Here is a 20,389-nt window from a genome sequence, read left to right as displayed (position 1 = left end):
GCTAATTCGTTATTTATCGTATGAAGTTAAGTTGTTTTCTTCAATGATTTTAACCAATTTATCCGCATAATCAGGGTCAGTACTAAAGGACATATCTTGCAATGCTTGGGCTAATTTCTTATACCCTTTATCTGAGACCATCAGCTCATAAGCTCCTTTGCTACTAGTAATTTTTTCATCCTTTAAAAGAGCAAAGTAATCATAAATCGCATCATCCCATGATTTGTAAACCGCAAATTGTCCGATTTCAGTCTGCCATTCGTTGACAAAATAATGCTTGTACTTAAGAGTGATTATCTTATCTCCTGGCTGAGCAGAAACTGCAAATAAATTATGATACTTTGACGCTAATAAATAGCGACCATAATTAGATTCCAGAGCAGCTTGTGCCATCACTATAGATGGTTTAACACCATATGCACTCGCTACTTCCTGAACACTTGGAGCGATTGTGTCAAAAAATTCTTTCTTAGTATAGGAAACTTTTTCAACTTTATCAGCATTCGGTATAGCACGATGAGCATACAATGGTGAAAAAATTCCAAATACCAAAACAGCAAGAAAAATCAGAAATTGGACTAGAGAAAATCGAGATTTCATCGCTTGTTCTCCTTCAACAATGCAATATATTCTTCAAGACTTAAATTGTTTTCAGTCATATATTTTGCAGATTCCTTACCAACGTAGCGGAAATGCCAATCTTCATAATCAACACCAGTTGACTCCATTTTTCCTTTTGGAAAACGAAGAACAAATCCGTACTCTGGAGCGATTGCTGACACTTTTTCAACAACATCAGCATCACTTTGATTAAGATAATTTACAGTACTCATATCCATAGCTAAACCAGTCTGATGTTCACTAGCTCCAGCAGGCTGTGAATATGTTTTTACCAAATCTTCAGCTTGCGATTGCGTCAAACTTGAATCAGCTGCCATTTCTTGTGAAACATATGAATTAAATAACTCCTCTTGGTAAGCTACACTGCGATAACCTGAGATTAAATGTTCACTAGCATCAATAGCCTGCGCTGCTGCTAAAAAACTACGAGCATTATCAGCAATACGAGAATCTACAGTAATATTATCAATTTGAGTCAAATCAGGATTCATTTCTGGAGTGACATTATCACGATTAACCAAAACCAACTCCCAATCCTTCGTTGAAACATCAGGTAAGTCCGAATTCTTTACCTTAGACTTTTCAGATGAAGACACACTGGTTGAAGTCGTCTGACTCATCGAAACGTCCTTAACTTTTCCTTCCATTGAAAAATGGTCGCCTTGGACAAAAATAAATATTCCAAAAATAAAAATTACAATAATCAGTAACCCTACAATTAGGGTTGGTAAACTACGCTTTTTTCTCATCTTTTCTTTCTTCTAATAATTGTCTACCACGAAGACGGTAACTAACATCTCCGATAGACTCAATAGTAAATTTTCCATTTTCAAAGCTAACAACTGTCATACTGCCGTTATCTAGTCCCAAGCCACGCGGAGTAGTTGGATCGATTAACCACAAGAAAGTTCCGATTGTCATCCCATGACTAACAACAATGGCATTACCACCACCTGATGCTTCAATCTTTTTAGCAATTGCTGTGAATCCTTCTAAAATACGCTTACTTAAAACAGGCCAAGTTTCAGCCCAACCAGCAGTATCTACCTTATAAATCCCTTCAGCCAATTCTTCATAGGTTAGCTTTGTCATATCCTTGTCAAATACTCGAGGCAAGACACCATTAAATAACTCACCATCGTAGCCTCCATCTAGACTACCAAAGCACCATTCTCTAATGCGCTTATCACGAGTGTAAGGAATATTTTCTTGCTGACACTCTCGCAATATAATTTCCATTGTCTGCAAAGTTCGACCACTATCACTTGAAAAAGCTTCTTTAAAGACCAAACCAGCATCTTTCAAGCCAACACCAAGTTCCTTAATACCTTGTTCACCTTCATCAGTCAAAGGAGTATCACTCCATCCCTGAGCACGACCAATTGTGTTAAACATAGTCTTACCATGACGAGCAATATACAATCTTGTTTTTTCCATCAGCTTCCTCCTAAATCAACCAGAAACAAATAGAGACAGTTTTAACAAAATAAAAATAGTCTAAAGACTTTAATGCCACTTTATTATATCATATTTTCTTGAAACCCCTTCACTCAAAATATATACTCCCCAAAGAAAAAGCCTAAGATAGTCTTTGAAATCTATCCTAGGCCGTTATCATCAAAATATTGTCTAAACTAGTTTTTAAAACTGTGAACAGGTGCTGGAATTTGACCACCACGGTGAATAAAATCAGCAGAAGAATTATGATTAACACTCATGACTGGTGCTGCACCAAGAAGACCACCAAATTCAATCATATCGCCTTCTTTACCTTTTGGAATAATGCGCACAGCAGTTGTCTTCTGATTAATCACACCAATTGCAGCTTCATCAGCAATCATTGCAGCAATCGTTTCATGAGGTGTGTCTTCAGGAATCGCAATCATATCCAAACCTACTGAACAAATAGCTGTCATAGCTTCTAATTTTTCAAGATTCAATGAACCATTTTGAACAGCAGCAATCATACCTTCATCTTCAGAAACAGGAATAAAAGCACCAGATAAACCACCAACTTGGTTACAAGCCATGATACCACCTTTTTTAACTTGGTCATTCAACAATGCTAGCGCTGCAGTCGTACCGTGAGTACCTACTGCTTCAAGTCCCATTTCTTCAAGAACACGTGCAACAGAGTCCCCAACTGCTGGTGTAGGCGCAAGAGAAAGGTCAACAATACCAAATTTAACACCCAAACGTTCGCTAGCCATTTGACCGACTAATTGTCCGATACGAGTAATCTTAAAGGCTGTTTTCTTAACTGTTTCTGCAACAACATCAAAACTTTCACCACGAACTTTTTCAAGAGCACGTTTAACAACACCAGGACCAGAAACACCGACATTGATGACAACATCAGCTTCACCAACACCATGGAAAGCACCAGCCATGAAAGGATTATCTTCAACCGCATTAGCAAAAACAACTAATTTTGCTGCACCAAGATCAGATAATTCAGCTGTCTCTTTAATAATACGTCCCATGTCAGCAACCGCAGTCATATTGATACCAGATTTTGTTGAACCAATATTCACAGACGAACAAACTTTTTCTGTTTCTGCAAGAGCACGAGGAATAGAATTGATCAGAATCTCATCACCCTTTTGGTAGCCTTTTTGAACCAAGGCAGAAAATCCACCGATAAAATCAATACCAATCTCATGAGCAGCTTTATCTAGGGCATGTGCCAAAGGTAAATAATCCGTTGCGTCAGTTGCAGCACCAATGATTGAAATAGGAGTAACAGACACACGTTTATTAACAATCGGAATCCCCAACTCAGCAGCAATTTCATCACCAACTTCAACAAGAGAACCAGCCTTTTCAACAACTTTTCTGTAAATCTTATCAGCTGCCTTATTGATGTCAGGATCAATACAATCTAAAAGAGAAATTCCCATAGTAATCGTACGTACATCGAAATTTTGCTCTTCAATCATAGCAATCGTTTCAGTAACTTGTCTAATATCCACAGATAGCCTCCTTAAATATTGTACATGGCATCAAAAATTGCCGCACTTTGAATGTTAATTTTGACGTTTAGAGTTTCACCATAAGCTTCAAATTCAGAACGAAGTTTTGTAAAATCTTGTTTTTCGTCTGATGAAACAACAGCCATCATTGTGAAGAAATCATCCAAAACAGTTTGAGAAATATCATCAATGTTCAAACCAAATTCAGCAATTTTAGCTGAAACACCCGCTACAATACCTGCTTTATCTTTTCCGACTACAGTAATAATTGCTTTCATGAGAAGCCTCCAAAATTAATATTTGTTCAATTTTACCACAATTTTCTGAAAAATTCCATTTTATCAGAAAAAATAATTCGTTTTTAACGAATTATTTTAGTTTTTTTACGAATATCTTTCATATTTAAAACTTTATTCCGAACAATAAAAAAATATTTGGTAAAAAACAAAAAGAATCAGATTGTTCACTGATTCTTTTTTAGTGCTTAAAGTCAGAAAAGTAAGGTTCAATTTGGCGTAAGAAGGCTTTCTTCCCTTCAAATCGTTCCCCTCTGACTACTTTTGCTAGCTTTTTTTGCTCTTCTAAGCTTAAAGTTGCTTTTAATTGAGACAAACTATCTCGGTAAGCAATAAAGTCTGCCACTTCAAAAAAATTAAGCTGAGGGACACAATGACTAATCTCACCTATTTCTTCATAAGGCATACGATTAAATTTACGTTTAAAGGATTCCTGATGGCGGATGGTATCCTTTACATGATTAGAAAATTTTGTCTTGAAGTAAGTATAGCGTCTTCCCTCATTAATCAGAACCTCAGGATGTTCTTGCAGTAGTTTGAAAAAGACAATACGCCCTTCCTGAATCCAGTCGTCATAATCCCATAATTTCACAAAGTAATGACGTCTTAATTTTAAAATAATTGGTTTTACAGTTTCAAAATAGCTTTCAAAATCCACTGTTCCTATCTCCTTTTTCCTTTTTATTATTAAGGTACCCTTATTATAGAAAGGATTAGAAAAAAGGAACATGACAAAAATGTCCAAATGAGAATACAAGCACAAAAAAAGCAACCCGAAGGCTGCTTTCTCTACCGCTTTACGACTCCGCCAGTAGGACTCGAACCTACGACATCATGATTAACAGTCATGCGCTACTACCAACTGAGCTATGGCGGATAAATGCTAAGCGACTACCATATCTAACAGGGGGCAACCCCCAACTACATCAGGCGTGCTAGGGCTTAACTTCTGTGTTCGGCATGGGAACAGGTGTATCTCCTAGGCTATCGTCACTTAACTATGATTGATTATCCAATCAAAATTGAATACCTATATATTCTAACAAGAAACCGACTCGCTGTCAATATTGACTCGTTTCTTTTTTGGATAAGTCCTCGAGCTATTAGTATTAGTCCGCTACATGTGTCACCACACTTACACTTCTAACCTATCTACCTGATCATCTCTCAGGGCTCTTACTGATATAAAATCATGGGAAATCTCATCTTGAGGTGGGCTTCACACTTAGATGCTTTCAGCGTTTATCCCTTCCCTACATAGCTACCCAGCGATGCCTTTGGCAAGACAACTGGTACACCAGCGGTAAGTCCACTCTGGTCCTCTCGTACTAGGAGCAGATCCTCTCAAATTTCCTACGCCCGCGACGGATAGGGACCGAACTGTCTCACGACGTTCTGAACCCAGCTCGCGTGCCGCTTTAATGGGCGAACAGCCCAACCCTTGGGACCGACTACAGCCCCAGGATGCGACGAGCCGACATCGAGGTGCCAAACCTCCCCGTCGATGTGAACTCTTGGGGGAGATAAGCCTGTTATCCCCAGGGTAGCTTTTATCCGTTGAGCGATGGCCCTTCCATGCGGAACCACCGGATCACTAAGCCCGACTTTCGTCCCTGCTCGAGTTGTAGCTCTCGCAGTCAAGCTCCCTTATACCTTTACACTCTGCGAATGATTTCCAACCATTCTGAGGGAACCTTTGGGCGCCTCCGTTACCTTTTAGGAGGCGACCGCCCCAGTCAAACTGCCCGTCAGACACTGTCTCCGATAGGGATAACCTATCTGGGTTAGAGTAGCCATAACACAAGGGTAGTATCCCAACAACGCCTCCACCGAAACTAGCGTCCCGATTTCATAGGCTCCTACCTATCCTGTACATGTGGTACAGATACTCAATATCAAACTGCAGTAAAGCTCCATGGGGTCTTTCCGTCCTGTCGCGGGTAACCTGCATCTTCACAGGTACTAAAATTTCACCGAGTCTCTCGTTGAGACAGTGCCCAAATCATTACGCCTTTCGTGCGGGTCGGAACTTACCCGACAAGGAATTTCGCTACCTTAGGACCGTTATAGTTACGGCCGCCGTTTACTGGGGCTTCAATTCACACCTTCGCTAATGCTAAGCGCTCCTCTTAACCTTCCAGCACCGGGCAGGCGTCACCCCCTATACATCATCTTACGATTTAGCAGAGAGCTGTGTTTTTGATAAACAGTTGCTTGGGCCTATTCACTGCGGCTGACTTAAAGCCAGCGCCCCTTCTCCCGAAGTTACGGGGCCATTTTGCCGAGTTCCTTAACGAGAGTTCTCTCGCTCACCTGAGGCTACTCGCCTCGACTACCTGTGTCGGTTTGCGGTACGGGTAGAGTATAATTAACGCTAGAAGCTTTTCTTGGCAGTGTGACATCACTAACTTCGCTACTTAACTTCGCTCCCCATCACAGCTCAATGTTATAGATATAAGCATTTGACTCATATCACACCTCACTGCTTAGACGTGCACTTCCAATCGCACGCTTTAGTTAGCCTACTGCGTCCCTCCATCACTATATACTCTAGTACAGGAATATCAACCTGTTGTCCATCGGATACACCTTTCGGTCTCTCCTTAGGTCCCGACTAACCCAGGGAGGACGAGCCTTCCCCTGGAAACCTTAGTCATACGGTGGACAGGATTCTCACCTGTCTTTCGCTACTCATACCGGCATTCTCACTTCTATGCGTTCCAGCGCTCCTCACGGTACACCTTCATCACACATAGAACGCTCTCCTACCATACCTAAAAGGTATCCACAGCTTCGGTAATATGTTTTAGCCCCGGTACATTTTCGGCGCAGGGTCACTCGACTAGTGAGCTATTACGCACTCTTTGAATGAATAGCTGCTTCTAAGCTAACATCCTAGTTGTCTGTGCAACCCCACATCCTTTTCCACTTAACATATATTTTGGGACCTTAGCTGGTGGTCTGGGCTGTTTCCCTTTCGACTACGGATCTTAGCACTCGCAGTCTGACTGCCGATTATATCTCGTTGGCATTCGGAGTTTATCTGATATTGGTAATCCGGGATGGACCCCTCAATCAAACAGTGCTCTACCTCCAAGAGACTTAACATCGACGCTAGCCCTAAAGCTATTTCGGAGAGAACCAGCTATCTCCAAGTTCGTTTGGAATTTCTCCGCTACCCACAAGTCATCCAAGCACTTTTCAACGTGCCCTGGTTCGGGCCTCCAGTGAGTTTTACCTCACCTTCACCCTGCTCATGGGTAGGTCACATGGTTTCGGGTCTACGACATGATACTAAGTCGCCCTATTAAGACTCGGTTTCCCTACGGCTCCGTCTCTTCAACTTAACCTCGCATCATATCGTAACTCGCCGGTTCATTCTACAAAAGGCACGCTCTCACCCATTAACGGGCTCGAACTTGTTGTAGGCACACGGTTTCAGGTTCTATTTCACTCCCCTCCCGGGGTGCTTTTCACCTTTCCCTCACGGTACTGGTTCACTATCGGTCACTAGAGAGTATTTAGGGTTAGGAGATGGTCCTCCCAGATTCCGACGAGATTTCTCGTGTCTCGCCGTACTCAGGATACTGCTAGGGTTAAAGACTATTTCGAATACGAGGCTGTTACTCTCTTTGGCTTACCTTCCCAGGTAATTCTTCTATAATCTTGTCGTCCCACAACGCAGTCCTACAACCCCGATGTGTAAACACATCGGTTTGCCCTCTTACCTTTTCGCTCGCCGCTACTAAGGCAATCGCGTTTGCTTTCTCTTCCTGCAGCTACTTAGATGTTTCAGTTCACTGCGTCTTCCTCTACATTACCTTAACAGTAATGAGTGACATGCATTACATGCCGGGTTCCCCCATTCGGACATCTCTGGATCAATGTTTACTTACAACTCCCCAAAGCATTTCGTCGTTAGTCACGTCCTTCATCGGCTTCTAGTGCCAAGGCATCCACCGTGCGCCCTTATTAACTTAACCTTATTTTGGTCTGTTGACCTTAAACTCATTAAATCACAGCGTTTCGGTTTATTTCTTGTTACTATCTACAATTCAATTTCTTGAATCGTGGAATTTGATATAGATATTCAATTTTCAATGGACAATCTTTGAATCTTTCGATTCAATGGAGCCTAGCGGGATCGAACCGCTGACCTCCTGCGTGCAAAGCAGGCGCTCTCCCAGCTGAGCTAAGGCCCCACAAGACCTCTCAAAACTAAACAATACTCCAAACGTGCTTCCGTTTATCCTTAGAAAGGAGGTGATCCAGCCGCACCTTCCGATACGGCTACCTTGTTACGACTTCACCCCAATCATCTATCCCACCTTAGGCGGCTGGCTCCAAAAGGTTACCTCACCGACTTCGGGTGTTACAAACTCTCGTGGTGTGACGGGCGGTGTGTACAAGGCCCGGGAACGTATTCACCGCGGCGTGCTGATCCGCGATTACTAGCGATTCCGACTTCATGTAGGCGAGTTGCAGCCTACAATCCGAACTGAGATTGGCTTTAAGAGATTTGCTTGCCGTCACCGACTCGCGACTCGTTGTACCAACCATTGTAGCACGTGTGTAGCCCAGGTCATAAGGGGCATGATGATTTGACGTCATCCCCACCTTCCTCCGGTTTATTACCGGCAGTCTCGCTAGAGTGCCCAACTTAATGATGGCAACTAACAATAGGGGTTGCGCTCGTTGCGGGACTTAACCCAACATCTCACGACACGAGCTGACGACAACCATGCACCACCTGTCACCGATGTTCCGAAGAAACTTCCTATCTCTAGGAATAGCATCGGGATGTCAAGACCTGGTAAGGTTCTTCGCGTTGCTTCGAATTAAACCACATGCTCCACCGCTTGTGCGGGCCCCCGTCAATTCCTTTGAGTTTCAACCTTGCGGTCGTACTCCCCAGGCGGAGTGCTTAATGCGTTAGCTGCGGCACTAAGCCCCGGAAAGGGCCTAACACCTAGCACTCATCGTTTACGGCGTGGACTACCAGGGTATCTAATCCTGTTTGCTCCCCACGCTTTCGAGCCTCAGCGTCAGTTACAGACCAGAGAGCCGCTTTCGCCACCGGTGTTCCTCCATATATCTACGCATTTCACCGCTACACATGGAATTCCACTCTCCCCTTCTGCACTCAAGTCTAACAGTTTCCAAAGCGAACAATGGTTAAGCCACTGCCTTTAACTTCAGACTTATTAAACCGCCTGCGCTCGCTTTACGCCCAATAAATCCGGACAACGCTCGGGACCTACGTATTACCGCGGCTGCTGGCACGTAGTTAGCCGTCCCTTTCTGGTAAGTTACCGTCACTGTGTGAACTTTCCACTCTCACACACGTTCTTCTCTTACAACAGAGCTTTACGATCCGAAAACCTTCTTCACTCACGCGGCGTTGCTCGGTCAGGGTTGCCCCCATTGCCGAAGATTCCCTACTGCTGCCTCCCGTAGGAGTCTGGGCCGTGTCTCAGTCCCAGTGTGGCCGATCACCCTCTCAGGTCGGCTATGTATCGTCGCCTTGGTGAGCCGTTACCTCACCAACTAGCTAATACAACGCAGGTCCATCTACTAGTGAAGCAATTGCTCCTTTCAAGCATCTAACATGTGTTAAATGCTGTTATGCGGTATTAGCTATCGTTTCCAATAGTTATCCCCCGCTAGTAGGCAGGTTACCTACGCGTTACTCACCCGTTCGCAACTCTTCCAACTTTAGCAAGCTAAAGTCTTCAGCGTTCTACTTGCATGTATTAGGCACGCCGCCAGCGTTCGTCCTGAGCCAGGATCAAACTCTCATTTAATCTTGTTCTCATTCTGTCACTGACAGATTTATCGTTTTTTGACAGGTTACTTCCGTAACCCGCACGTTTGGTTCGTATTGTTCAGTTTTCAAAGGTCTTTGTCTCACTCGAGACAACTTCTATATTCTATCAAATTTAACTCTCGTTGTCAACAACTTTTTCAAAGTTTTTTCAAACAAGTTTCAAATCTGATTGCCATCGTTCTCTCTCAAACAACAGCTATATTAGTTTAGCATTTCTAAGTGGCTTTGTCAAGAACTTTTTTCAAAGTTTTTTTAAACCTCTTAGGAATTCTTGCTGTCTCATGCGACAGCTATATTAGTATACTAAACTTAACCTACACTGTCAACACTTTTTTGAAAAGTTTTTCATCTTATTTACATTTCTTTTTCAAACGTTAAATTTCGGTTATGTTTCGCCTGTTATAAGTTTTTGAACATTTATCATATATCTTCGTAATTACTACCTTCAAAGCTTAATTCACTGCTAAATAAAGACAAAAAAAGACACCCAAGATAAAAATCTTGAATGCCTTGAAACGTTGATATAATCGTATTGATTAACGTTTTGAGAATTGTGAAGCTTTACGAGCTTTTTTAAGACCTGGTTTTTTACGTTCAACCATACGTGCATCACGTGTAAGAAGACCAGCGCGTTTCAATGAATCACGGAAATCTGGGTCTACTTGAAGCAATGCGCGAGCGATACCGTGACGGATAGCTCCTGATTGACCTGCGTAACCACCACCTACAACGTTAACGAAAACGTCGTATGAACCTACAGTTGAAGTAACTGCGAATGGTTGGTTGATAACAAGACGAAGGTCAGCATGTGGGATGTATTCTTCTACATCTTTTTTGTTAACAGTGATTTTACCAGTACCTGGAACCAAACGTACGCGTGCAACAGCGTTTTTACGACGACCAGTACCTGTGTATTGTGCTTGTGCCATTTAATTGATGCTCCTTTCTCTCTTAGATAAGTCCTTTGATATCAAGTACTTCTGGTTGTTGAGCAGCGTGTGTGTGTTCAGCACCTACGAAGACTTTCAATTTCATACCTTGTGCACGTCCAAGAGTGTTGTGTGGAAGCATGCCTTTAACTGATTTTTCAATCAAGCGAACAGCGTTTTTAGAACGAAGTTCACCTGCTGTGATTTGTTTCAATCCACCTGGATACATTGAGTGAGTGTAGTAGATTTTATCAGTTGCTTTTTTACCAGTTAATTTAACTTTTTCAGCATTGATAACGATAACGAAGTCACCTGTATCAGTGTGTGGTGTGAATGTTGGTTTGTTTTTTCCGCGAAGTACGCTAGCAACTACTGCAGAAAGACGTCCAAGAGGTACATCTGTTGCGTCAACAACGTACCATTTACGTTCAACTTGGCCTGGTTTAGCCATGAATGTTGTTTTGTTCATGAGTTCTCCTATACGAATTCGTTTTTGTTTACAAAGTGTGGATGTTCCGGTCCACGAGTTATTTGAAAGGTTCCGGGGCCTTACAAATGGGGTAAACAATACCGTTTATTATAATACCAAAAAAAGTGGTAGTAAGTCAACAGTTACGTACCATCTTTTATAATTTTTTTGTGTTTTTATACTCTTTATCTAGCGAAAGTGTTTAGCTCTTTTTACCAGTTTAATTGTTTAGTGTCATGTTATAGTCCAGACTAACAACTTTTTCGTGATAATTATCAGCTATAACACAAACTTGATAAGAACCTTTTTTGAAGTAAAGTTTTTGGCTATCTTTTAATTCATCACCATCGAGTCGATAACAACACTTGTTATTTTCATCAACAATACTTAAATGTAAATCTCCATCATCTGTCATGCCATTTACTTTAAGATTCAACTTTTCATCTTCTGGCAATGTGAAATAACCTTTAGCAACTTCAAAAGTTTTTTGACTAGTTACACTTTGACCATAAGTCTTATCTTTTTTCATTGAAAACTTAACTGAGTGTTCTACATTATAGTTGTACAAAAAGAATGCTCCGATAAGGCAAACCACTGTAGCAATCACAGCAAGCATTGGCCACAGCTTCTTCTGCTTATCCGAATTTTTTGAAACACTTGGTTTTGTTTCTTTTTTGATTAATTGGTCAACAGAGATGCCAAAATAATCACTAATTTTAACCAGCATTTCTACATCTGGATAGCTTTTCCCATTTTCCCAATTTGATACAGTCTGTCTTGAGACATGAAAAATATTAGCAAAATCATCCTGGCTCAATTTTTCTTGTTTTCGTAATTCACTGATGTTCATTCTTTTTCCGCCTTTCGCCACCATTATCTTCCTTTTGTAATTAGAATACCAGCAAAATTCTTTGACATCACGGTAAAAATCATTTTACATACCGTCAAATGCGTTTGGCAAGTGGAAATTATCTTGCTTCTTTTCCAATCGTAAAAGCTGCTAGCGTACCAGGGCCTACGTGAGCAGAGATAACTGGGCCTAGTGGCATAATGAGAACATCATCAATTTCTTCGTGTTCTAAAAGAGACTCTTTTAACGCTTCAGCACTTTCTAAATCATTAGCATAGGCAACAACAGCTGTTCTATGAGCGATAGATTTGGTCGCTTGAGAAACAACTTCTTTCAGTGCTTTGTTGCGGCCACGAATTTTAGCTAGAGGAACTAATTTCCCTGTTTTATCCAACCACAAAAGAGGTTTAATGTTGGCTAAACTTCCCATAATAGCTGATGTTTTTGACAAACGACCACCGCGCATCAAATGATAAAGGTCATCAACCAAGAAATAAGTACGCAAACGAGGTAAGATATCAACAATCATTGCTTTAGTTTCTTCAAGTGTCTTGCCTTCATCACGCGCTGCAGCCGCTAACACTGACAGATACCCTTCTCCACCAGCAGCAGCCAAAGTATCAACAATTTCAATCGTTGCATCTGGATAGTCTTCTAGCACCAAATCACGTGCAATCATTGAACTTTGATAAGTTCCTGAAAGTACTGAAGAAAATGCCAAATAAAGCACTTCATCACCATTTGTGGCATGACGACGGAAACTTTCTTCAAACTGCCCAACATTTACTTGACTCGTTGTTGGTTTACCACCATTTTTCATGCTTTCAAGTAATGTTTCACTCGTTAGGCGGTCTGGGCCTACTGTTTCATAAATTTTTCCATCTAATTGAATTGTCAACCCAAGAATTTCAACATCATGTTCATTTGCCCAATTTTCATCTAAATCGGCTGTTGAATCTGTTATTATTTTAAAAGTCATAACTCTCCCTTTTTATACATAAACCTGATTTTGACAAGATTTTGCTTAATCAGTAAAATCATTTTTAAAAATACTTTGATAATCAAATGATTTTTTATTTATTATAACAAAAAAGCCCGCATTTAGCGAGCTTTCATGAAAATTTGCATAATTTTCCATTTACATGTCATCAAGTAGTTGTTTTAATTTATCCAATTGACCGTCATTCCATGGACGAAGCTTTGGCGTAGTTAAATCAATATGCTTTGACATTTTATCTAAATCAGACTTAACAGTATTCACACGTTGTTCCAACTCACGCGCTGAAACTCGAAGTGCTCCTTGTGAAAAAATGGTCCATTGCTCATTTAAATCACTGGTCGCAACCTCCACAAGGTGACGTGGGGTATTCAACTCAGCTGCTGTGCGTTCAATGTAAGAATCTGCTGTCTCATCTTCCTCAGTGAAAATGACTTGAATCTTATATTGATCATAGCGCTGACGGACACCTGGTACATACTGCGCATCAAAAACACAAATAATGTCAAGATTTTCAAAGTGAGCGTAGTTATTGAGCTTACGCAGCAAAATATTTCTTGCTTCGTCTAAACGATTTGTCTTAAAAAGTTGACGTGTTTCCTGCCAAAAGGCAATCATATTGTAACCATCAACTAAGAGGATTTTTTTCTTCATGTTCTAGTCCTTTCACAGATGGCTAGTTTTTGGCTTTACAAGAATCTTAGTCTACTTTATGACGGAAAACTTCGTACATTAAAACTGCAGCTGCAACACTGGCATTCAGACTTTGTACGTGACCATTCATTGGAATAGTAATCATTTCATCAACTTGTTTTTTAATATTTGGTGAAATACCTTTTCCTTCATTTCCAATGATAAGGGCAAGTTTTCCAGAAGTATTCCATTTGTGTGATGGTGTACCGTTCATATCTGTACCAAATACCCAGAAGCCTTGTTCTTTTAATTTATCAAGAGTTTGGCTGAGATTTGTCACACGAGCAATTGGTACGTGCTCTACTGCACCTGTTGAAGTTTTCGAAACAACTGGTGTTACACCAACTGCGCGGTGTTTTGGAATAATCACACCAGTTACATTTGTCGCATCAGCCGTACGCAAGATTGACCCAAAATTGTGTGGGTCATTAAGACCGTCCAAAATCAAAATAAGTGGATTTTCTTCTTGTGCCGCTTTATCTAAAATAGTATCTAATTCTGCGTAGGCAAACTCTGATACACGTAACACAAAACCTTGGTGAACTGCACCATTTGTCATGTCATTAAGTGTTTTTTTAGGTGTCCAAGAGATTGACACTTTTTTCTCTGCTGCTAAGTCTTTAATCTTATCAACATTTTTTCCACGTAAATCATCTTGGATGTAGAGTTTATTTCCTGTATTAGCCGTTAAACTTTCTGTTACTGCATGAACACCATATACGATGTCATTTGCTTCATTAAAATCTTTGTTCTTCATAGTGCTATTATAACATGAAAACCAGCTCTCATGCGAGAACTGGCTATTTTTATTTTTTAGTTTAATCTTCGATTTTTTCAACAGCTTGAATACACCAGTCGATGAGTTCTTCAAGACGATCAATCTGTTCTGTCATATGAAGATATCCCATCACTGCCTCAAACCCTGTTGACATGCGGTAAGTCACAACATCTGCATTTTTTGCTTTGGTGTGACTGTTTGTATTACGGCCGCGTTTGTAAATTTCTTCTTCTTTTTCAGTCAATAGCTGCGCTTCTAGCATCATGTTAATCAACATAGCTTGAGCTTTTGCTGAAACATACATAGTTGCCTTGCGATGCAATTGATTTGGTTTCGTCATTCCTTGGAAAATCAAGTGTTTACGAATATAAGTTGAGTAAATAGCATCACCTTCAAAGGCAAGCGCGATACCATTGATAAGATTGACATCTACCTTAGTCACGTGTCCACCTCACGCCATCTTTGGTATCTAACAATTTAATGCCTTGTGCTGCTAATTGGTCACGGATGGCATCGGCTGTTGCAAAGTCACGATTTGCACGCGCTTCTTGACGTTTTGCAATCAAAGCTTCGATGTCAGCATCCAAAACTTCTTCTTCAAAAACAATGCCAAATACAGCAAGCATTTTAGCAAAAGTATCTTTGACTGTTTGGTCATAATTCCCTGAATTAATCCATTTTGCCATGTCAAAGATAACTGTAATACCATTTGCAGTATTAAAATCATCATCCATTGCTGTTTCAAAGTCAGCTTTGAATTTTGCAAGTTCAGCTGCATCTGCTACTTCACCAAGCGGCAAAGTAAAAGTATTTTTCAAATACTTAAGATTAACAGAAGCATCGTGAACTGCTTTTTCTGTAAAATTGACTGGTTTACGATATTGTTGCGTTGCAAGGAAGAAGCGAAGTACTTGACCATCAACTGTTTTTAACATGTCGTGAACTGTCACAAAGTTGCCAAGAGATTTTGACATTTTTTCATTGTCAACATTAACAAAACCATTGTGCATCCAGTAGTTTGCAAAGGTCTTACCTGTTTTAGCTTCAGATTGAGCAATTTCATTAGTGTGGTGAGGAAATTCTAAATCAGCTCCACCACCATGGATATCAATGGTATCACCCAAGATGCTTGTCGCCATAACTGAGCATTCAATGTGCCAACCCGGACGACCTTGTCCCCATGGGCTTTGCCAAGAAACTTCACCTGATTTTGCAGACTTCCAAAGTGCAAAGTCCAATGGATTTTCTTTGATGTCGCCTTCACCATCCACACGACCACTAGCACCTACTTCAAGGTCTTCTAGGGTTTTATTAGCTAACTTAGCATAGTTTTTACTTTTGGCTACACGGAAATAAACGTCGCCATTTGCTTCATAGGCAAAGCCTTTATCCACAAGCTCTTTGACAAAAGCAATAATTTCGTCCATGTATTCAATAACGCGTGGATTTTTAGTAGCTGGTTCTACACCGAGCTCTTTAACATCTTCCATAAATGCAGCGATGAATTTATCTGAGAATGCTTTGGTATCCATGCCAGCTTCAGCAGCACCTTTGATAATCTTATCATCAACATCGGTAAAGTTAGAAATATAATTAACTTTGTAACCACGATATTCAAAATAACGTCGAATTGTGTCAAATGCAACAACACTGCGAGCATTACCGATATGAATGTAGTTATAAACCGTTGGTCCACAAACATACATATTTACCGTATTTTCTGTAATTGGGACAAATTCACGAAGACTTCTCGTCATTGTATCGTAAATTTTAATCGTCATCTGCTATCCTCCTATCTTTCGTATTATTATTAAAGTTTTGAAGAATGTAAGCTTTCATAGCAAGCTGCTTCAAGTTTTGAAGTGTAATATTCACGATGTTCTTCAAGATCATGAATTGCTTCCTCATCTTTTTTACCGTGGACACGGACAACTTTTGCTGGAACGCCAACTACTGTAACATCTGCTGGAACATCTGAAACAACAACAGCAGCCGCACCAACTTTAGAATTTTTACCGATTTCAATTGGTCCAATAACTTGAGCGTGAGCTGAAACAAGCGCTCCTTCTCGAACAGTCGGGTGACGTTTTCCGACATCTTTTCCTGTTCCACCAAGGGTTACACCATGATAAAGCATAACACCCTTTTCAACAATGGCTGTTTCACCAATAACAAGACCTGAACCGTGGTCAATAAAGACACCTTCAGCAATTTCAGCACCTGGGTGAATTTCAATTTGTGTCCAAAAGCGCCAAAACTGACTGTGCATGCGAGCTAGTAATTTAAAGCCATGTTTCCACAAGAAATGTGAAATGCGGTGCGCAGCCAAGGCTTTGATACCAGGATAGGTTAATACAATTTCCAGAGAGCTACGAGCCGCTGGATCGTTTTTCTTAACAATATCAATACTTTCTTTCCACCAACCCATATGTTCTCCTTTCTTATTCATCAATTTCTGACCAATCAACTAAGATTTGTTGATTGTCAAACGGATTAATGGCAACTCCGACCGTTTCATCGATATCATTTTCGCCATGTCCTGGTTGATAAATATCAGCCAAACGCCATGTCAAAATACTTCCTTGTGCTTTGCGGAATGGTGTTCCAAAATCTTTGTGATTGTACCATTTTGCAAAACTTTGAAGATTTGAAAAGGCTGGGACATAACTTTTTCCTTCAGGTGTAGACATCGTTGGGAACATACGGTCAAAGCTTTTATCATCACGTGGGTGAACAAAGGCTGGGACAAGATAATACTTATCTAAAGTATCAGCCTTACGATTTTCCTCACCCATGAGTTTATTTAAAATAGTTGTATAAGCATTTAAAAATTGGATTAATTCACTGCTTTTAAAAATTGTTGAATTGCCAAAATCACCTGATTTTTTAAGGTTAAAGACAATTCCAGTCAATCCTTTTTCAATGACTTCTTTCAAAACGTCCAAAGTTGGACGTTCAACCCAATTTTGAGTTTTGGCACTGTCTTGTTCTTCTTTGAAATTTTCAAGATCTTCTTTATCAGAAAAGACAGGCGTAACCTTTTGCCCTTCAATATCAAGAGCGTAAGGTTGGTCACTCGCCAAAACAGGAATATTGTGCAAAGCATTGACAAGAGCAATGCTATCTAAAAAATTATCTGGTGCGTTTACAAATGCACGCAAACGCAAATCAAGTTCGTTGATATTTGTCATCATAAACTCCAAAACTATAAATTACAACTAAAATGCTTATTCTTTGTGATCACGTAGATGTCCACCAAATGGTGAATTGTGTTTGTGTTCGTGATTTTTTTCAGCTCTTTGTGGACGTGGTAGCAAAGCTTTCATTGAAGCATCGACACGACCTTTATCGTCAACTTTAATGACTTTAACGTCTACTTCATCGCCAACTTCAAGAACATCTGAAACGTTTGCTGTACGTGTCCAAGCGATTTCTGAAATGTGAACAAGGGCATCTGTTCTATCAAATAGGTTTACAAATGCACCGAATTTTTCGATACGAACAACTTTAGCGTGGTAAACTTCACCAACTTTAGCTTCACGGACTAAACCAGCAATGATTTCTTTAGCACGGTCGATAGCAGCTTGGTCAGATGAATAGATAGATACATTTCCTTCTTCATCGATATCGATTTTAACGCCAGTTTCTTCGATGATTTTATCGATAGTTTCGCCACCTTTACCGATAACCACTTTGATTTTATCAACATCAATTTTGATAGTATCAATTTTTGGTGCTGTTGGAGCAAGGTGTGTACGAGGAGCTGGGATAGTTGCTTCAATCAAATCAAGAATTTCAAAGCGAGCTTTCTTAGCTTGAGCTAGAGCTTCTTTCAAGATTTGTGGTGTGATACCTTCAATCTTGATATCCATTTGAAGAGCTGTAATACCTTCGCGAGTACCAGCCACTTTGAAGTCCATATCACCGAAGTGATCTTCAAGACCTTGGATATCTGTCAAGATTGTGTAGTTGCTACCGTCTGAAATCAATCCCATGGCAATACCAGCAACTGGTGCTTTGATTGGCACACCACCAGCCATAAGTGCAAGTGTACCAGCACAGATTGATGCTTGTGATGATGAACCATTTGATTCCAAAACTTCAGCTACTAGGCGGATAGCGTATGGGAATTCTTCAAGGCTTGGAAGAACTTGAGCAAGAGCACGTTCACCAAGAGCTCCGTGACCAATTTCACGACGACCTGGTGCACCATAACGTCCTGTTTCACCAACAGAGAATTGTGGGAAATTGTAGTGGTGCAAGAAACGTTTTTTGTACTCAGCACCAAGACCATCAACGATTTGAGTTTCACCCATTGGTGCAAGAGTCAAGACTGACAAAGCTTGAGTTTGTCCGCGTGTGAATAGACCTGAACCGTGAACTTTTGGCAAGAAATCAATTTCAGCATCCAATGGACGAATTTCGTCAACACGACGACCATCAGGACGGATTTTATCTTCTGTAATCAAGCGACGCACTTCAGCGTGTTCCATTTGTTCAAGAATTTCAGCCACGTCACGCATGATTATTTCGTAGTTTTCATCGTCAGCGTAGCGTTCTTCATAAACGGCAGTCACCTCTTCTTTGACAGCTTCTGTCGCTGCTTCACGCGCTTTTTTCTCTTCAACTTGAACAGCTTTTTGAAGATCTGCATTGTAAGCTGCAATGATTTCAGCTTGCAATTCTGGATCCACTTGAAGCAATTCAACTTCTGCTTTTTCTTTACCGACAGCTGCTACGATTTCTTCTTGGAAAGCAATCAATTCTTGAACAGCTTCGTGACCTTTAAGAAGAGCTTCAAGCATAATATCTTCTGATAATTCTTTGGCACCAGATTCAACCATGTTGATAGCTTCTTTTGTACCAGCAACAGTCAATTCGAGAAGAGATTTCTCTTTTTGTTCTTCTGATGGGTTGATGATGAATTCGCCATCGATGTAAGCAACTTGAACACCTGCGATTGGTCCGTTAAACGGAATATCTGAAATAGACAAAGCAAGTGAACTACCAAACATCGCAGCCATTGGTGCGCTAGCATCTTCGTCATATGAAAGAACAGTGTTGATAACTTGAACTTCGTTGCGGAAACCATCAGCAAACATTGGACGGATTGGACGGTCAATCAAGCGTGCTGTCAATGTTGCATCAGTTGTTGGACGACCTTCACGTTTGTTAAAACCACCAGGGAATTTTCCTGCGGCATACATTTTTTCTTCGTAGTTAACTTGAAGTGGGAAGAAGTCACCTGTAGACATCTTCTTAGACATAACAGCTGCACTAAGGACGGTTGATTCACCATAACGAATAACAGCTGCACCGTTAGCTTGTTTAGCAACTTGACCAATTTCAACAACAAGTGGACGACCTGCAAACGTTGTTTCAAAAGTTTGTTTTGACATTTTTATTCCTCTAATATTTTATTTTGATACGTCTGTTTTCTACAAAAACCAGTCTGTAAAAGACTTATAAACTCGTCTTTGCATAAAACCACGTATCTCCATTATTTTATCACATTTTATAGGAAATAGCAGAGCTTGTAGCATAGTTTTTTAAGAATCATTAAAAAGCAGCTACCACTCAGTAACTGCTTCACTTTATAACGATTTACCAGACTATTATCCAAAAAATAAATCAACTACAGCAATGACAATAATAGCTCCCAAAACAGAAGGTAAAATTGCCATATCTGCTAAAGTCGGTCCCCAATATCCAAATAAACTTTGCCCAACGAATGAACCAACAAGACCTGCAAAAATATTATAAACACAGCCCATTGACTCACCTTTTTTCGTGATAGCGCCTGCCATCATCCCAATAAGCGCACCAACAATTAATGATCCAATCATAACAGTCTCCTTTTTTAAATATCTGACATATTTAGCTATTTCTTTACACCCACATTGTAGCATAAAAAAACAGTCCGGGGGACTGTTTTTTCACGAGCCTGAAAATTCGAA

The 20,389-nt window shown here is 40.5% G+C and carries 18 protein-coding genes, 2 tRNA genes and 3 rRNA genes; all 23 read right to left on the bottom strand.

Features of this window, described 5'->3' with window-relative positions; translation table 11 throughout:
- Positions 1-9: 9 nt before the first annotated feature.
- The 23 genes from ACN0NP_RS06305 to ACN0NP_RS06195 all read right to left on the bottom strand — a co-directional run bounded on the left by ACN0NP_RS06305 (position 10) and on the right by ACN0NP_RS06195 (position 20,278).
- Positions 10-600: a glycoside hydrolase family 73 protein gene (locus ACN0NP_RS06305; protein WP_423216991.1), complete on the bottom strand. Its 591-nt coding sequence runs from the start codon at positions 598-600 to the stop codon at positions 10-12.
- Positions 597-1,370: a M15 family metallopeptidase gene (locus ACN0NP_RS06300; protein WP_423216990.1), complete on the bottom strand. Its 774-nt coding sequence runs from the start codon at positions 1,368-1,370 to the stop codon at positions 597-599. Before ACN0NP_RS06300 ends, ACN0NP_RS06305 begins: the two co-directional genes overlap by 4 nt.
- Positions 1,354-2,058 (bottom strand): histidine phosphatase family protein, encoded by a 705-nt coding sequence (locus tag ACN0NP_RS06295; RefSeq protein WP_074534140.1) that lies wholly within the window; start codon positions 2,056-2,058, stop codon positions 1,354-1,356. Before ACN0NP_RS06295 ends, ACN0NP_RS06300 begins: the two co-directional genes overlap by 17 nt.
- A gap of 197 nt (positions 2,059-2,255) precedes the next feature.
- On the bottom strand, positions 2,256-3,593 hold the full coding sequence (locus ACN0NP_RS06290; protein WP_024344742.1) for a PFL family protein: 1,338 nt from the start codon (positions 3,591-3,593) through the stop codon (positions 2,256-2,258).
- 11 nt (positions 3,594-3,604) lie between these two features.
- Complete coding sequence (locus ACN0NP_RS06285) at positions 3,605-3,871, bottom strand: ACT domain-containing protein (protein ID WP_021141631.1); 267 nt, start codon at positions 3,869-3,871, stop codon at positions 3,605-3,607.
- Between the two features lie 199 nt (positions 3,872-4,070).
- Positions 4,071-4,547, bottom strand: coding sequence for a sigma-70 family RNA polymerase sigma factor (locus ACN0NP_RS06280; RefSeq protein WP_423216989.1), 477 nt, complete (start codon positions 4,545-4,547; stop codon positions 4,071-4,073).
- A gap of 145 nt (positions 4,548-4,692) precedes the next feature.
- Positions 4,693-4,766 (bottom strand) — tRNA-Asn (locus ACN0NP_RS06275).
- 5 nt (positions 4,767-4,771) lie between these two features.
- Positions 4,772-4,887, bottom strand: a 5S ribosomal RNA gene (gene rrf / locus ACN0NP_RS06270).
- Between the two features lie 85 nt (positions 4,888-4,972).
- Positions 4,973-7,872: ribosomal RNA gene (locus tag ACN0NP_RS06265) — 23S ribosomal RNA — on the bottom strand.
- A gap of 146 nt (positions 7,873-8,018) precedes the next feature.
- Positions 8,019-8,091 (bottom strand) — tRNA-Ala (locus tag ACN0NP_RS06260).
- A 54-nt stretch (positions 8,092-8,145) separates the two neighbouring features.
- Positions 8,146-9,693 (bottom strand): 16S ribosomal RNA (locus ACN0NP_RS06255).
- The 16S, 23S and 5S rRNA genes sit together here with 2 tRNA genes alongside, the layout of an rRNA operon.
- Positions 9,694-10,252: 559 nt before the next feature.
- Entirely contained in the window at positions 10,253-10,645 is a 393-nt protein-coding gene (gene rpsI / locus ACN0NP_RS06250; protein WP_003067667.1) for a 30S ribosomal protein S9, read from the bottom strand.
- A 22-nt stretch (positions 10,646-10,667) separates the two neighbouring features.
- Complete coding sequence (gene rplM, locus ACN0NP_RS06245; RefSeq protein WP_003067669.1) at positions 10,668-11,114, bottom strand: 50S ribosomal protein L13; 447 nt, start codon at positions 11,112-11,114, stop codon at positions 10,668-10,670.
- A gap of 220 nt (positions 11,115-11,334) precedes the next feature.
- Complete coding sequence (locus ACN0NP_RS06240) at positions 11,335-11,964, bottom strand: helix-turn-helix transcriptional regulator (RefSeq protein ID WP_423216988.1); 630 nt, start codon at positions 11,962-11,964, stop codon at positions 11,335-11,337.
- 118 nt (positions 11,965-12,082) lie between these two features.
- Complete coding sequence (locus tag ACN0NP_RS06235) at positions 12,083-12,943, bottom strand: DegV family protein (protein WP_423216987.1); 861 nt, start codon at positions 12,941-12,943, stop codon at positions 12,083-12,085.
- 159 nt (positions 12,944-13,102) lie between these two features.
- Positions 13,103-13,615 carry an NYN domain-containing protein gene (locus tag ACN0NP_RS06230; protein WP_021141627.1) on the bottom strand — a complete coding sequence of 171 codons (513 nt, stop codon included), beginning with the start codon at positions 13,613-13,615 and terminating at the stop codon, positions 13,103-13,105.
- Positions 13,616-13,661: 46 nt separating this feature from the next.
- On the bottom strand, positions 13,662-14,411 hold the full coding sequence (gene rlmB, locus ACN0NP_RS06225) for a 23S rRNA (guanosine(2251)-2'-O)-methyltransferase RlmB (protein ID WP_024344805.1): 750 nt from the start codon (positions 14,409-14,411) through the stop codon (positions 13,662-13,664).
- 61 nt (positions 14,412-14,472) lie between these two features.
- Positions 14,473-14,874 carry a Mini-ribonuclease 3 gene (locus ACN0NP_RS06220; protein ID WP_003067681.1) on the bottom strand — a complete coding sequence of 134 codons (402 nt, stop codon included), beginning with the start codon at positions 14,872-14,874 and terminating at the stop codon, positions 14,473-14,475.
- On the bottom strand, positions 14,867-16,213 hold the full coding sequence (cysS, locus tag ACN0NP_RS06215) for a cysteine--tRNA ligase (protein ID WP_423216986.1): 1,347 nt from the start codon (positions 16,211-16,213) through the stop codon (positions 14,867-14,869). Before cysS ends, ACN0NP_RS06220 begins: the two co-directional genes overlap by 8 nt.
- Positions 16,214-16,242: 29 nt before the next feature.
- Positions 16,243-16,860 carry a serine O-acetyltransferase gene (gene cysE, locus ACN0NP_RS06210; protein WP_033151773.1) on the bottom strand — a complete coding sequence of 206 codons (618 nt, stop codon included), beginning with the start codon at positions 16,858-16,860 and terminating at the stop codon, positions 16,243-16,245.
- A gap of 13 nt (positions 16,861-16,873) precedes the next feature.
- The gene (locus tag ACN0NP_RS06205) at positions 16,874-17,623 is read right to left on the bottom strand and encodes an SseB family protein (RefSeq protein ID WP_024344803.1); all 750 of its coding nucleotides are present in this window, start codon (positions 17,621-17,623) and stop codon (positions 16,874-16,876) included.
- Between the two features lie 36 nt (positions 17,624-17,659).
- Entirely contained in the window at positions 17,660-19,831 is a 2,172-nt protein-coding gene (pnp, locus tag ACN0NP_RS06200) for a polyribonucleotide nucleotidyltransferase (protein ID WP_423216985.1), read from the bottom strand.
- Between the two features lie 216 nt (positions 19,832-20,047).
- Positions 20,048-20,278, bottom strand: a complete 231-nt coding sequence (locus ACN0NP_RS06195; protein WP_020916090.1) for a GlsB/YeaQ/YmgE family stress response membrane protein — start codon at positions 20,276-20,278, stop codon at positions 20,048-20,050.
- Positions 20,279-20,389: the final 111 nt, after the last annotated feature.

The organism is Streptococcus equinus (genome assembly GCF_049393805.1).
GTDB lineage: Bacteria > Bacillota > Bacilli > Lactobacillales > Streptococcaceae > Streptococcus > Streptococcus equinus.
The sequence above is the reverse complement of the archived record's forward strand: the minus strand, read 5'-3'. Positions and strand labels throughout refer to the sequence as shown.